Annotated in this window: 12 protein-coding genes; 2 read left to right on the forward strand and 10 right to left on the reverse strand. The window is 66.8% G+C overall.

The window, feature by feature from the left end:
* Positions 1 to 20 precede the first annotated feature (20 nt).
* The 10 genes from pyrH to ABQY74_RS07485 form a co-directional block, all read right to left on the reverse strand.
* Positions 21 to 743 (reverse strand): UMP kinase, encoded by a 723-nt coding sequence (pyrH, locus tag ABQY74_RS07440; protein ID WP_039520304.1) that lies wholly within the window; start codon positions 741 to 743, stop codon positions 21 to 23.
* 106 nt (positions 744 to 849) lie between these two features.
* On the reverse strand, positions 850 to 2,373 hold the full coding sequence (locus tag ABQY74_RS07445) for a GGDEF domain-containing protein (protein WP_349793815.1): 1,524 nt from the start codon (positions 2,371 to 2,373) through the stop codon (positions 850 to 852).
* Between the two features lie 282 nt (positions 2,374 to 2,655).
* On the reverse strand, positions 2,656 to 3,534 hold the full coding sequence (gene tsf / locus ABQY74_RS07450; RefSeq protein WP_016902389.1) for a translation elongation factor Ts: 879 nt from the start codon (positions 3,532 to 3,534) through the stop codon (positions 2,656 to 2,658).
* 169 nt (positions 3,535 to 3,703) lie between these two features.
* The gene (gene rpsB, locus ABQY74_RS07455) at positions 3,704 to 4,525 is read right to left on the reverse strand and encodes a 30S ribosomal protein S2 (protein ID WP_026064294.1); all 822 of its coding nucleotides are present in this window, start codon (positions 4,523 to 4,525) and stop codon (positions 3,704 to 3,706) included.
* A 419-nt stretch (positions 4,526 to 4,944) separates the two neighbouring features.
* The gene (locus ABQY74_RS07460) at positions 4,945 to 5,652 is read right to left on the reverse strand and encodes a fimbria/pilus periplasmic chaperone (RefSeq protein ID WP_349793813.1); all 708 of its coding nucleotides are present in this window, start codon (positions 5,650 to 5,652) and stop codon (positions 4,945 to 4,947) included.
* A 2-nt stretch (positions 5,653 to 5,654) separates the two neighbouring features.
* The gene (locus ABQY74_RS07465; protein WP_349793811.1) at positions 5,655 to 5,987 is read right to left on the reverse strand and encodes a hypothetical protein; all 333 of its coding nucleotides are present in this window, start codon (positions 5,985 to 5,987) and stop codon (positions 5,655 to 5,657) included.
* Between the two features lie 48 nt (positions 5,988 to 6,035).
* Positions 6,036 to 7,070 carry a spore coat U domain-containing protein gene (locus ABQY74_RS07470; protein WP_349793809.1) on the reverse strand — a complete coding sequence of 345 codons (1,035 nt, stop codon included), beginning with the start codon at positions 7,068 to 7,070 and terminating at the stop codon, positions 6,036 to 6,038.
* Positions 7,067 to 9,418 carry a fimbria/pilus outer membrane usher protein gene (locus ABQY74_RS07475; protein WP_349793807.1) on the reverse strand — a complete coding sequence of 784 codons (2,352 nt, stop codon included), beginning with the start codon at positions 9,416 to 9,418 and terminating at the stop codon, positions 7,067 to 7,069. Before ABQY74_RS07475 ends, ABQY74_RS07470 begins: the two co-directional genes overlap by 4 nt.
* A 16-nt stretch (positions 9,419 to 9,434) precedes the next feature.
* On the reverse strand, positions 9,435 to 10,205 hold the full coding sequence (locus ABQY74_RS07480) for a molecular chaperone (RefSeq protein WP_349793805.1): 771 nt from the start codon (positions 10,203 to 10,205) through the stop codon (positions 9,435 to 9,437).
* Between the two features lie 8 nt (positions 10,206 to 10,213).
* Entirely contained in the window at positions 10,214 to 10,765 is a 552-nt protein-coding gene (locus ABQY74_RS07485) for a spore coat U domain-containing protein (RefSeq protein WP_102254495.1), read from the reverse strand.
* A gap of 291 nt (positions 10,766 to 11,056) precedes the next feature.
* Between ABQY74_RS07485 and map the strand changes: the two genes are divergently transcribed.
* A complete protein-coding gene (map, locus tag ABQY74_RS07490; protein WP_349793803.1) occupies positions 11,057 to 11,833 on the forward strand; it encodes a type I methionyl aminopeptidase in 777 nt (258 codons plus the stop codon).
* Positions 11,830 to 14,439 carry a [protein-PII] uridylyltransferase gene (locus ABQY74_RS07495; protein WP_065050105.1) on the forward strand — a complete coding sequence of 870 codons (2,610 nt, stop codon included), beginning with the start codon at positions 11,830 to 11,832 and terminating at the stop codon, positions 14,437 to 14,439. Before map ends, ABQY74_RS07495 begins: the two co-directional genes overlap by 4 nt.
* Positions 14,440 to 14,451 lie beyond the last annotated feature (12 nt).

Here is a 14,451-nt window from a genome sequence, read left to right on the forward strand (position 1 = left end):
CCGATTCCCGATTCCCGGCCTCAGCTCCGACCCTGCACCAACGTGCCGATCTGCTCGCCATGCAGGATGCGCAGCAGCACGCCGGGCTCGCTCATGCCGAAGATACGCAGCGGCAGGTCGCTGTCGCGCGCCAGCGCGAAGGCGGCGGTGTCCATCACTTCCAGGCCCTGCAGGATGACCTGGTCGTAGGTCAGGCTGTCGTAACGCACTGCATCGGGGTGCTTCTTCGGGTCCTTGTCGTACACGCCGTCGACCTTGGTTGCCTTGAGCAGCAGGTCGGCACCGATCTCGATCGCGCGCAGCGCCGCGCCCGAGTCGGTGGTGAAGAACGGGTTGCCGGTGCCGGCGGCGAAGATCGCGATGCGGCCCTTTTCCAGATGGCGGATCGCGCGGCGGCGTATGAAGTCTTCGCAGACATCGTTGATCTTGATGGCGCTCATCACGCGCACCTTGGCGCCGAGCTTTTCCAGCGCGTCCTGCATCGCCAGCGCGTTGATCACGGTGGCCAGCATGCCCATGTGGTCGCCGGTGACGCGGTCCATGCCGCTGGCGGCCAGGCCGGCGCCGCGGAAGATGTTGCCGCCGCCGATCACCAGCGCGACCTGCGCACCGGCCTGCTGGGCTTCGATCACTTCATGGGCGAGGCGGTTGATGACCTTGGGATCGATGCCGTAATCCCCGTCTCCCATCAGCGCCTCCCCGGAAAGTTTGAGAAGAATGCGGCGATAGGGAAGTTCAGACATGGGGGAGACCTCGGTGTGGGGGATCGGCAAACGCCGGCAAGTCTAGCGGAAGCCTGTCACCGGGCGTGGTAAAAATTCGGTAGTTGGCGATGCCGTGACGCGTTGCTCAGTGCGCGCGCGGGGGCTGCGGCGTCGGCATGTCGGTCGCATCGTAGGCGGTGACGCGGTTGCGGCCGCGATGTTTGGAGCGATACAGCGTGCTGTCGGCGGCCTGCAGCAGATGCTCGATGCTCTCGAATTGCCGGTCGCCACCGCCGTGGGTGGCCAGTCCCGCCGAGAAGGTGATGTGCAACGGGCCGCCCTGCAGTTGCGCCATCGGCGTGCGTGCGGTCTCGGCCAGGATGCGCTCGACCACCATCAACGCCGCGTCGGCCGCGGTATTGGGCAATAGCACCAGGAATTCCTCGCCGCCATAGCGGGCCACCAGGTCGCTGGTGCGCACCATGCGCTGCAGCGTCTGCGCGAAGTTGCGCAGCACCTCGTCGCCGATCAGATGGCCATGCGCATCGTTGACGCGCTTGAAGTCGTCCAGGTCGATGAAGGCGATCGACAGCGGCCAGTTCTGGCGCGATGCCAGCTCGAACTCGTGCGCGAGCGCGGTGCCGAGCTGGTGGCGATTGAATACGCCGGTCAATGCATCGCGACTGGCCTGTTCGGCCAGATGGCGCATGCGGCTTTCCGATTCGTCGGCATGCCGGCGCGCTTCAGCGACATCCTGCAATTCGCGCAGGCTGCGCAGCATTGCCAGCTCGCGCGCCTGCTCGAAGATCATCTGGATGTGCTCGGGTTGCGGCACGCGGATGTCGAACAGGGCCTCCAGTTCCGGCAGCGATTCGGCGATGCGTTCGATCACCTTTTCGAAGCGTTCGGCATCCAGTTCCAGCACGTCCTGCGCCTGGCGCTGCGCGTGTTCGGTGGCGGCCGCGGCACTGGCCGACAGCCAGATGTCTGCCAGGCGTCCGGACAGCGCGACGCAGGCCATGAACGGCTCCAGGCTGGCGGGCTCTTCCTCGCTCTGCGCGATGGCGTTCTGCAGGTACGGCGGCAACTGCCATTGATGCGCGAGCCAGGCGCCGACTTCGGCATGGTTAGCGCCCAGGTGCTCGCGTTCGGCATCGAGCAGGGCGGCGTTGTCGGGCGCCTGCTCCAGCAGCGGCGCATATAGCTCGGGCGCGCCCTGCAGCAGGGCGAGCTTGCCGATGTCCTGCAACAGGCCGGCCAGCATGAGTTCTTCGGGTTTGCGGATGCCGTAGGCCTGGCCGAGGATGCGGCTGGCCAGCGCACACAGGCCGGCGCGGCGCCAGATGCGCTCATGCAGCGGATGCGCGGTGAAGGTGCTGCGCACGCCGTGCACCATCGAAAACCCCAGCGCCAGGCTCAGGGTGGCGTTGAGGCCGAGCATGGTCAGCGCCTGGCCGAGGTTGTCGATGCGGCGGCGGCTGGCGTACAGCGGCGAATTGGCAACCCGCAGCATGCGCGCGCTCAGGGCCATGTCCATGCCGATGAGGTTGGCCGTGGTGGTCATGTCCACATCGGGGTCCTGCGCCAGCTCGATGACGCGCAGCGCAACACCCGGAGGCGAGGGCAGGTTGCGGCAGTAGTGCAGGGCGGCCTGTAGATCTGGTTGCATGGGTCATCGCCGACGGTGGGCGCAAGCATACCGCTGCGCTCGTTAATGGGGCACGCCAAGCTCTGCCGTCGCCGCGCTGCAGCGCGTGCGTGATGGACGCGGAAAGCCTGGTCGGCATCCAGTTGTAGCGGCAACCACAACGACATCTGTAGAGTTGAGGCCGGTTGCGTGCCCGGCGGATGCGTTCGCTTCAGCTTCGCGCGTCGATGGACCTGCGCGACAGCGGCGGGCCCAAAAAAAAAGCCGCGGCAGGCCGCGGCTTTCTCTACACAGTGGCGAGGATCAGGCCAGACCGGCCTGCTTCATCACTTCGGCGGCGTAGTCTTCCACCACCTTCTCGATGCCCTCGCCAACGGCCAGGCGCTGGAAGCCGACCACCTCGGCACCGGCAGCCTTGACGGCCTGCTCGACGGTCTGGTCGGTGTTCAGCACGTACGGCTGGCCGTACAGCGTGACTTCGTTGACGATCTTGCTGATCTTGCCGCTGATGATCTTTTCCAGGATCTCGGCCGGCTTGGCCTTGTCCTTCTCGGACATCTTGGCCAGTTCGATTTCCTTTTCCTTGGCGACGAACTCGGCCGGAACATCGGAGGCCTTGACGTGCGGCGGGTTCATCGCGGCGATGTGCATGGCGATGCCGCGTGCCAGCTCGATGTCGCCACCCTTCAGCTCGACCAGCACGCCGATGCGGCCGCCGTGCACGTAGGCTGCAACGTTGTTGGCGCTGTCGATGCGGACCAGGCGACGCACCTGCAGGTTCTCGCCGACCTTGGCGATGACCGCGGCGCGACGCTCCTCGATGGTCTCGCCGCTGTCGAGCTTGACGCTCTTGAGCGCTTCGGCATCGGCTGCATCCGAGTTCAGCGCGGCGGTGGCCACGGTCTCGGTGAAGGCCAGGAAGTTCTCGTCCTTGGCGACGAAGTCGGTCTCGGAGTTGACTTCGACCAGCACGGCCTTGCCGCCGGCCTGCGCGGTGGCGATGCGGCCTTCGGCAGCAACGCGGTCAGCCTTCTTGTCGGCCTTGGCCAGACCCGACTTGCGCAGCCATTCGGCAGCGGCGTCGATGTCGCCTGCGTTTTCGACGAGTGCCTTCTTGCACTCCATCATGCCGGCGCCGGTGCGCTCGCGCAGTTCCTTGACCAGGGAAGCAGTGATTTCCATGGAATTACCTCATATGGACGAATGCGTGCGGCGGAGTGTTCCGCCAGTAGGAGACGGCGCAGCCAGGCCGGCCGCCCCCGTAGAAATGTTCAGTGGCCTCGGCGACGGGCCGCGCTGGACCCGTCGGGGCTGCGGCCGCACAGCATGGTGCGGCCGCATTGCAGGCCGATTACTCGGCAGCCGGAGCGGCAGCGTCGGCCGGTGCGTCAGCCTTCTTGTCGCCCTTCTTGGCCGGAGCGCGACGGCCCTTGCCTTCGTCGGCGGATTCGGCCGAGAACTCTTCTTCGCGGACCGAAGCGGAGTTCGGCGCAGCAGCCTTGCCTTCCAGCACGGCGTCGGCAGCGGCGCGTGCATACAGCTGCACGGCACGGATGGCGTCGTCGTTGCCCGGGATGGCGTAATCCACCAGGGCCGGGTCGTAGTTGGTGTCGACCACCGCGATCACCGGAATGCCGAGCTTCTTGGCTTCCTTGATGGCGATGTCTTCATGGCCGATGTCGATCACGAAGATCGCGTCGGGCAGACGGTTCATTTCCTTGATACCGCCCAGCGAGGCGTCCAGCTTCTCGCGCTCGCGACGCAGGCCCAGCACTTCGTGCTTGACCAGCTTGTCGAAGGTGCCGTCGGTCTCGGCCGACTCCAGTTCCTTCAGGCGGGCAACCGACTGCTTGACGGTACGGAAGTTGGTCAGCGTGCCGCCCAGCCAGCGCTGGGTCATGAACGGCATGCCGCAACGCTCGGCTTCTTCCTTGATGGACTCGCGCGCGCTGCGCTTGGTGCCCAGGAATAGCACGGTGCCGCGCTTCTGCGCGATCGAGGAGAGGAAGTTCATCGCGTCATTGAAGAGCGGAACGGTCTTCTCGAGGTTGATGATGTGGATCTTGCCGCGCGCGCCGAAGATGTACGGCGCCATCTTGGGGTTCCAGTAGCGGGTCTGGTGACCGAAATGGACGCCGGCTTCCAGCATCTGACGCATGGTGACTTGGGGCATTGAAGTAACTCCTGGTAGCGGAATCTACGTGCGCGGACTGGACTTTGAAGAGTCCGCACATGGATGTGCGGGCCCTTGCGAAAGGATGCGCACAAACGATTCCGGGGTTGGGCTTCCCTGTCGCCTCCGTGACGAACCCCTTGCGGGGCACCCCGGCACGGATGGTGGCAGCAGGTGTGAATTCGTCGATGACGTCCGACGTGAACGACGCAATGCGCAAGAGACGCAAAACAGCCGGCGGAGTATAGCCGGCTGAGCGGGGGCGCGCAATTGGCGAATCGGGAATCGGGAATCGGGAATCGGGAATCGGGAATCGGGAATCGGGAATCGGGCAAGCTTAGCTCCGTGAGCGTCCACAAGCCCACGAAGGATCAGCTACCGCGATGCGCTGTACCGAATCCCCATTCCCGATTCCCTACTCACGGCTCCAACGCTAACGTCGTCTCGATATCGCTATTGATACGTGCCACGAAGCGGCCACTGCCGGCGGGCAGGTTGGCCGGCAGTGTCCATTGCCTGGTCTGGCCGGGCAGCACATAGCCGGCCAGATCATCGCGGATGCTGCGGCGGGTGCCGCCGGCATCGATGTAGGCCAGGTCGGCCAGCCTGGCATGACTGAGCCCGGCGTTGTGGACCTTCAGTGCGCGGCCGCTGCCCTGGCCGGACAGGCTGGCCTGCAGCGCTGGGTGCGGGTCGCCGGGCTGGCTGGGCAGGGCGAACACCGGCGTGGAATAGCGCAGCAATTCGGTGTCGTTACCGGCGGCATGCTGGGTCACCACCAACCGGTAGCTGTCTTCGGTCTGCACCGGGCTGGGGCCCAGGCGGATCACCCGCAGCAGTTGCCGGCCTTGCGGAGCAATTTCGAAATGCGCCGGGCTGACGGTGGCGGCGGTGGCCGGTTCGAGCAGCTCGCGGTCGCCGTCCTGGCGCCAGCGGTAGAGCTTGGCTTCGGCGCGCCACGGCAGTGCCGCCTGGTTGTAGAGCCAGACGGTGGCCTGGTCGCTGTCGGCGGGAATGCGTGCAGTGGTTGGGGCGATGGCGATCTCGGCGGCAACGGCGCTGCCGCCGATGACCAGGCCGGCCAGCGCCAACGCCAGCAGGCCGCAACAGGAGCGAGACGCGGCCATGGTCAGAACGCGATCGTGGTGATGGGCGCGCTGCCGGCAGGCGCTGGCCCGGCAAGTGCGCTGGCGTCCTGCCCGGTGCTGGTGACGGCGGGGGTATCGGCGCCGCTGGCTGGCGGCGCGATCGCCATCGGCGTGCCTCGGGAACAGCTGGCACGTGGCGGCGCAGTGCGCAGCTCGCAGCCGCTGAGCAGGCGCAGGCCGATGTGCAAAGTGAAGTTTTCCGGGCCGCGAGCGGTGGCCGCATTCGCCGCGGTAGAGCTCGCGGTGCAGACGAGGGCGACCAGCGTCAGGCGCTTCAACAGAGTGACCAGCGTCATGAAGGCAATCGTTTGCATTGGAGACGTAACAAATAGCGACGCCCCCGATGTGAACTTTATTAACTGTCAGTAAGTGATGGAGACGGTCACCGTGTCGTTATAGGCGCCCGCAATGGGCTGTTGCGGTGCCGGCGCGCGGCCATACACGGTCACCGTCTGCGCGACTCCGTTGCCGGTACCGCTGAGTGTATCGACACCGATGCTGGTGCCCCAGCGGTTGCCGCGGCCGGCGTCCCGGTACAGCTCATAGGCGATGTAGTTGGTACTGCTGGCATGGCGCATGCGCCGGACGCTGCCGGTGGCATTGATGCCATCGCCCAGCCCGATGTTCCAGGCGGTGCGGTTGGTGCACGACAGGCTGATGGTGGAGGTGCGGTCGATGGCGGTATCGATGGTGCCGGCGATGCTGCCGAAATCCAGGTCGGTGGTGACGTAGGTATTGCAGCGTGCCGGCACGTTGGCCGAGGCAGTGAACGGGAATGCGTTGCTGGCGGTCTTGGCGCCGCTGCCGCCGGCCGTGCAACTGCTCGGCGCTGGTGGCACACCGATGACACTCTCGTTGTAGGAGTAGCGCAGCACGGTGTCGGCACCGCCGAAATTGCTGGTGTGGTTGCCGACCGACAGGATCTGGTTGGCCGGAATCCGCCCGTACACGGTGACGGTGGTCGTCTGCGAGCCGCCGGTGACCACCGGAACGCCGTAGGACAACGTCAGCAGGCGCGGCGAGGGCGTTGTCGACCCGGTGGCGCCCCAGACCTGGGTCCGCGTGGCCTCGCTGTAGATCTGGAAGTCCAGGCTGTCGCTGGTGGGGTTGAGCATGCGGCGCGGCGCGTACAGCCCGTTGCTGGCGCTGCCCGGCCCGAGGTCCAGGCACAGGCTCACCTGGGCATAGCCGAGCACGCTGAGCGCGGCGGTCGCGCAGGAGACGTTGAGCGTTGCCACCGCATCGGTGGTGCCGTTGGCCGCCACGTTGCCGAACGCCAGCGGGGTGCCGAGGGTGACGCTGCAGGTGGTGTCCGCACGCGCGTCCTGGCCGGGTGCAAGCCACAACGTGGCGATCGCCAACGCAACGACCAGGCGCCACAGTGCGGGCAGGCTCATGGGGTTTTCTGCTCCAGGACGCAGGGCAGCGGGCCGACCCGCGGAATGCCGCCGGGGTTGGCCGGGTAGGTGAAGCGCGCGCTGCAGCGGCCATCAGGCAGCTCGACCAGGATGCGGTTGTCGATCTGCAGGTTGTCCAGATAGGTCTCGCCGTCGTAGCCGACCACCACGCGTTCGGCGTTGCCTTCGCGTTGCACCACGCTGCCGACCGGCAACGGCACGCCCTGGGCGTCATGCAGCACGATCATGGCCGCGCGCACCCGGGTGATGCCGAAGCGCACCGCCACCCCGGACTGCTGGCGCGGTGTCACCGCGGTATCGACGCGGTCCACGCGCAGGTCCGCCGGCAGGTTCAATGTGTCGATGGACAGCTGGTTGCGCTGCCACGACTGCAGCGGGGTGACCAGCAGCATCCCGCGCGCATCGGTGACGCCGATCAGGCGATTCTCCAGCCGTACCGGAATGCCGGGCTGGCCGTCGGTGGAGACCACCGCGAAGGCATCCTGGATATCGCGCGCGGCGAAGCCGCGGCCGTTCATCCACACCAGGCTGCCGCTGGCGCTGGCATAGCCGAAGTTGGCGCCATCCTGGTTGGCGACGCCGAGGTTGTAGCGGCCGACGCGGTTCAACCACCCCAGCTCGGCCAGGCCGCCGTTGGCATCGTCGCCGGCACGCCCCTGCAGGCGCCAACCGATCCCGCCCAGGTCGCCGTCGCCGGGCAGCGGCTGGCTGACATCGGCCACGAATCCGGTGCGGTTGCCGTTGCGCTGCATCGAGGCGCTGGCCTGGCGCAACTCGCCGAATGTGGTCGACAGCGACAGGTACAGGCTGCGGTCGCTGCGCACGTCCAGGTTCTGGTTGCCGGACAGATTGGCCGCCCAGTTGCGCCCGAAACTGCGCGACCAGAACAGGCTCGCATACCGCGAGGTGTCGCCTTGCGGGTAGCTCAGCCGCACATAGCTGGTGCCCAGCGAGCCGATCGGATTGACGTTGACGCCGAACACCGCGCGGTCGCTGATGCGCGCCGGCAACGCGCCCTGCAGCGCGCCCAGGTCGCGATAGTCGCCGTGGGTGCGCTGGGTGCCGACAGTGAAGTTGAAGCGGCGGTTGTTCCAGGCATACCCCAGCACGTACTGCCCGCCGCGCAGCGCATCCATCCGGCTATGTGCATAGGCGGCGTTGACCACGCCGCCTGCGCCGAGCAGCCATACGCCGCCGGCACCGGCATTGACCACGCCGCCGCCGGCCTCGGTATGCGCTTCGATGGTGAAGTCATCGCGCAGGCCCTTGCGCAGGGTGGCGCTGGCGACCGTGCGCGACTCGTAGGAAAACGAGCGCACGCCGTAGTCCTGGCGCAGATGGCCGATGCCGGCCGACCACTCGGAAATGCCGCGCGCCAGCAGTTGCGGCGTGCCATAGAAGGCGAAGTCCAGCCGGCGCACCTGGCCGAACGCATCGGTCACGACGATCTGCGCCTGCCCGGTGCCGCTGATGCCGGGTTGCGCGGCCAGCTGGAACGGGCCGGCCGGCACCTGGCCGCTGTACTGGCGCAGCCCGTCGACGTAGAGCTCCACCGTCGACGGCACCACCGCCTCGCCCAGGAAGCTTGGCGTGGGAGTGAGCACGCGGTACGGCTGCAAGGCGTAATTGCGGCCGATCTGTATCCCGCCCAGGCGGATCGAGCGGCTCCAGTCGACAAAGCCGCTGTAGAAGTCGCCGACCGTCAGGCTGGTGGCGCTGTCGGGGAAATCCATCTGCCAGGCGCTGTCCAGGCGCACCGCTTCGCTGCGCCAGCGCTGGTCCTGCGGGCGGTCGTAGGCCAGGAACACCGCGGTGGTGTCGACCATGCCGCGGCCGATGCCGAAACCGCGCACTTCGGTCGCCAGCGACACGCTGCTGGCCCCGGCATTGCGGGTGGCATAGAGATCGTAATTGAGCAGCATGCCCGGCGAGGCGGTGGCGCTGGGCGGTGCGACCTGTTCGGCCTTGAGTACCGTGGTGGAGAGCGACAGCTGCGCCAGCGGTACTTGCAACGCAAGCCGTTGCAGTGCGGCGTCGTAGCGCACCTCCACGTCGGGCAGGCGATCCAGGTCGACCAGCTCGCTGGCGGCGCGGTCGGCCAGGAGGAAGCCCAGCTTGCGCAGCGTGTCGACCGAGCCGCGCAGATGGCCGTCCACCAGTTCGAACGGTGCCAGGCCGCGGTCGGCCTGGTTGAGGCTGACATCCAGGTACAGCGTCTGCGGCAGGGCCGCCACGTTCTGCGGCGCCTGATCGGGCAACGGCGCCATGTCGGCCAGATCGCCGGAGGCGGCATGTGCCAGGCAGGTGGCGGTCGCAAGCAGCGTCATCGCCAGCCGGCCCGCATCACGGCGCTGCTGGCGCGGCCAACAAGGTGCGTTCGTCCGCCTCACCATTGATCCTTGCGATGATGGTGCCGCGGCCGAACTGGGCCAGCGGTGCACCCAGCGACCAGCGCATGGTCTGGCCGGGCAGGACATAACCCACCAGCCCGTTCAATGCCGTCCTGGTCGTGCCATCGACCCGATGCTGCAGGTCGGCGACCTGGGCGTGCCCATTGCCGGTGTTGCTGATCTGGATCTGCGCATTGCCGTCGCTGCCGGCAATCACCTGCGTGCTCAAGGTCGGCGTGGATTCGGTCTTGCCCGGCGGCAGCAGGAAGATCGGCACCGAGTAGCGCAACACGAACTGCATGCCCTTGCGATCCGCATCGGCGTTGGGCAGTTCGTCGACGATGATGCGATAGCAGACTTCCTCGCTGGTCGGCGCGGGCCCGGCGCGAATCACCCGAATCAGCTGGCGCTCGCCGGCGGCCAGCGTGCGCATCGGCGGGCTGATCAGCAGTTCCTGGGTCGGGTCGAGCTGATCCTTGCCGTCACGCTGGGTCCAGCGATAGGCGCGGGTCTGCACCTGCACCGGCGCGCTGCCGCTGTTGCTCAGCCAGAGCCCGTCGGCGGACTGCTGTGCGCTCAGCGTCAGCGAGGTCGGCGCCAGCTGCAGGCTGGCCGCATGGGCCGGCTTTAGCGGCACTGCGCTGCCAAGCGCCAGCGTCAGGCTCAATCCGGCCGTGACCAGCCAGGCCGGCATCCGGTATGACAGGCGATGGTGCAATGGCATGCGCGCGCTCAGTAGACGATCGTGGCGGTGATGGTGTCTTGGTAGGTACCGGTCGCGGGATTGTTGGCCGACGGGTTGGTCACGCGGCCGTAGACCGGGTAGACCTGGTTGATGCCGGTGGCGGTGCGGCTCAGCGTATTGGTGCCGGTGGTGCTGCCCCATACCGTGCTGCGGCCCAGATCCTGGTACAGCTGGTAGGCGATGAAGTTGTTGGTGGTGACCAGCGCATCGGTGTTCTTCATGCGGCGGGTGGTGACGTCGTTGGCGGTGCCGGCATTGCTGCCCGCGCTCAAGGCGATGTTGTACGGGGTCAGCGCGGTGCACTGCGCGGTCACGCTGCCGTTGGCGTCGGCATTGGCGGTGGAGGTGGACAACACCGAGCCGAAGTCGACGTCCGTCGCGGAGGCGGCGGTGATGGTGCAAGCCTTGGTGACGGCGATCTTGACGTTGAATGTGGTGGTATCTGCTGCAGTGGCAACGCCAATGGTCGAGAGCAGGCCGAGGGACAGCAGGACAGGGCGGACAGTACGCATGGACATTTCCTTGACCGGTCTGGTCATTGGTGACGCGACGACTCGTCGCCCTGCCTCCAATGCATCAGCTGTGCCAAAGATTACCCTGAATGATTTGGCTATCTCGCTGTTTATCCTCAGAGTTTTCGCGAAATTGCGATGTCTTTCGGATGACCCCGTTCATGGACTTTTTGACACGCGCGGTAGTGCGTCACACATGAATACGCGGTGCCGCCAGTTTCCTGCTGCCCCGTCCGTTTTGACGGCGGATGGCCTCCAGCAGAAAAAACGCCCGCGCAGGCCGTTCAGATTCAGCCCGAATCGGCGATAATCGCTGTCATGAGCGTCAATCTGAAAACCAAAGAAGAAATCGAACTGATGCGCGTCGCCGGCCGTCTGGCCGCCGAGGTGCTCGATGTCGTGGCGCCGTATGTGCAGGCGGGCGTGACCACGGCCGAGCTGGACCGCATCTGCCACGACCACATCGTCAACGTGCAGGGCACCATTCCTGCCAACGTCGGCTACCGCGGCTTTCCCAAGAGCGTGTGCACCTCGGTCAATAACGTGATCTGTCACGGCATCCCGAGCGCGGCCAAAGTCCTGAAGGAAGGCGACATCGTCAATATCGATGTCACCGTCATCAAGGACGGCTGGCATGGCGATACCAGCCGCATGTATTACGTCGGCACGCCGTCGGTGATGGCCAAGCGGCTGGTGGAAACCACCTACGAGGCGATGTGGCGCGGCATCCGCGCGGTCAAGCCGGGCGCAACGCTGGGCGATGTCGGCCACGCGATCCAGAAGTTTGCCGAAGCCGAGCGCTTCAGCGTGGTGCGCGACTACTGCGGCCACGGCATCGGCAAGGTCTATCACGACGAGCCGCAGGTGATGCATTACGGCCGTCCCGGCGAAGGCCTGGTGCTCAAGCCCGGCATGACCTTCACCATCGAGCCGATGATCAACGAAGGCACCTACCACCATAAGACGCTGCCCGATGGCTGGACCGTGGTGACCAAGGACCGCAAGTTGTCCGCGCAGTGGGAACACATGGTCGCGGTGACCGAAGACGGCGTGGATGTGCTGACGCTGTCGCCAAACGCGCCCGCCCCGGTATGACGGCCACGCCGGCGGATCGACCCGACCCGGGTGTCGCCGGCGATGCCGAGTGGGCCGCGCAGGCCCGTCCGCTGCTGGTGCATGCGGACATGCGGCTGTGCAAGCGCTTCGACCAGGGCGAGCCGATCGAACGCCTGGTGGCCTTGCGCGCCCGCGCGGTCGATCAATTGATGCGCAATGCGTGGACGCGCTGCATCCCGGCCGATGCCGGGCTGTCGTTGCATGCCGTCGGCGGTTATGGGCGCGGTGAACTGTTCCCGCGCTCGGATGTGGATGTGCTAGTGCTGGGCGAGACCGGCGTGCAGCAACAGCACGAACAGGCCCTGGCACGGCTGTTCGCCCTGCTGTGGGATGTGGGCCTGCCGATCAGCCACGCGGTGCGCTCGCCGGCGCAGTGCACCGCTGCGGCCGCCGATCAGACGGTGCTGACCGCCTTGATCGAGTCGCGCCCGCTGGTGGCCGGCAGCCAGGCGCGTGCCGCGCTGGCGGCAGCGATTTCGCCGCAACAGGTGTGGCCGGCGCGCGAATTCTTTCAGGCCAAGCGCGAAGAGCTGCTGGCGCGACACCAGCGCTTCGGCGATACCGCCGACAATCTGGAGCCGGACATCAAGGACGGCCCTGGTGGTCTGCGTGATCTGCAGACGCTTGGCTGGATGGCGCTACGCGCATTCGGTGTCAAGGATCTGGAGGCGCTGGTCGGGCTCGGCCATGTCGGCTTCGACGAGGCCGTAGCGCTGCGGCGCGAACGCGAGGAACTGGCGCGCTTGCGCTTCGGCCTGCATCTGGTCGCCAAACGGCCGGAAGAGCGGCTGGGGTTCGATTACCAGAAGACGCTTGCCGAGCGGCTGGGCTTTGCCGACGACCCGGAAAGCCTGGGCGTGGAAAAGATGATGCAGCGCTTCTACCGCAGCGCTGCGTTGATTCGCCGTATCAGCGACCGCTTGTTGCAGCGCTTCGAAGAACAGTTCGACGGCGAGGCGGTGCCGGAGCCGCTCGGCGAGGGTTTCAGTCTGCGCCGCGGCTATCTGGCCGCAGATGCAGAGGACTGGCCGGCCGGCGATGTGCTGCAGGTCTTTGCGCTGTTTGCGCAGTGGGCGGCGCATCGCGAGGTACGCGGGCTGCATTCGCTGACGGCGCGCGCGCTGGCCGAGGTGCTGCGCGAGTTGCCGGCCTACGACGTGGCCGATGCGACCGCGCGCGACCGCTTCATGGCGCTGCTGCGCGGCCCGCGGGCGGTGGAGTCGCTCAACCGCATGGCGCGTCTGGGCGTGCTGGGCCAGTGGATTCCGGCATTCGCCAGCGTGTCCGGGCGCATGCAGTTCGATCTGTTTCATGTCTACACGGTGGACCAGCACACCTTGATGGTGCTGCGGAACATCTCGCTGTTTGCCGCCGGTCGCGCCGACGAGCGTTTTTCGATCACCCATGAAGTCTGGCCGCGCCTGCGCAAGCCGGAATTGCTGTTGCTGGCCGGCCTGTTTCACGACATCGCCAAGGGCCGCGGCGGCGATCATTCCGAGCTGGGCGCGGTGGATGCGCGCGCGTTCTGCCAGGCGCACCGGCTCAGCGAAGGCGATACCGCGCTGGTGGCCTGGCTGGTCGAACAGCATCTGCGCATGTCGGTCACCGCGCAGAAGCAGGACATCTCCGACCCGGAGGTGATCCACCGTTTCGCCACCCTGGTCGGCACGCGCGAGCGCCTGGATTACCTGTATCTGCTGACCTGCGCCGACATTGCCGGCACCAGTCCCAAGCTGTGGAACGCCTGGAAGGACCGGCTGCTGGCCGACCTGTATTTTGCCGCGCGGCGCGCACTGCGCGAGGGCCTGGAGCATCCGCCGCCGCGCGAAGAGCGCCTGCGCGAAGCGCGCGAGTCCGCTCGCGCGCTGATGCAGGCGCAAGGCCACGACGATGCCACCATCGACCGCCAGTTCGCCGGCATGCCGGATGAAAACTTCCTGCGCTTCCGTCCCGAGCAACTGGCCTGGCAGGCGGTGTCGCTGATCGAGGTGCAGATTGGCCAGACCATGGTCAAGGCGCGGCGCGCGGTGCCGGACAACGATGCGCTGGAAGTGTTCGTGTATTCGCCCGATCGCGATGGTTTGTTCTCCGCGATCGTCGCCACGCTGGATCGCAAGGGGTATGGCATCCATCGTGCCCGCGTGCTGGATGCGCCGCACGATGCGATCTTCGACGTGTTCGAGGTGCTGCCGCAGGACAGTTCCGCCGATGGCGACCCGCAGCGCCTGGCCGCGGCCTTGCGCCAGGTGCTGGCCGGCGACCTGCACAAGGTGCGGCCCTCGCGGCGTGCGGTGCCGCGCCAGCTGCGCCACTTCCGCTTTGCGCCGCGCGTGGAATTCAGCGAGAGCGCCGGTGGCCGCCGCACCCGCATCAGTCTGGTTGCGCCCGATCGCCCCGGCTTGCTGGCCGATGTGGCCAATGTGCTGCGCCTGCAACACCTGCGTGTGCACGATGCGCGCATCGCCACCTTCGGCGAGCGCGCCGAAGACCAGTTCCAGATCACCGACGAGCACGACCGCCCGTTGCCCGAATCCGCCCGGCAGGCGCTGCGCGACGCGCTGTGCGCCTGCCTCGATCCCACCTAGTAGTCCGTTCGG

Origin of the sequence: Xanthomonas sp. WHRI 7064, assembly GCF_040202355.2 — a bacterium.
Taxonomy (GTDB): Bacteria; Pseudomonadota; Gammaproteobacteria; order Xanthomonadales; family Xanthomonadaceae; genus Xanthomonas; species Xanthomonas arboricola.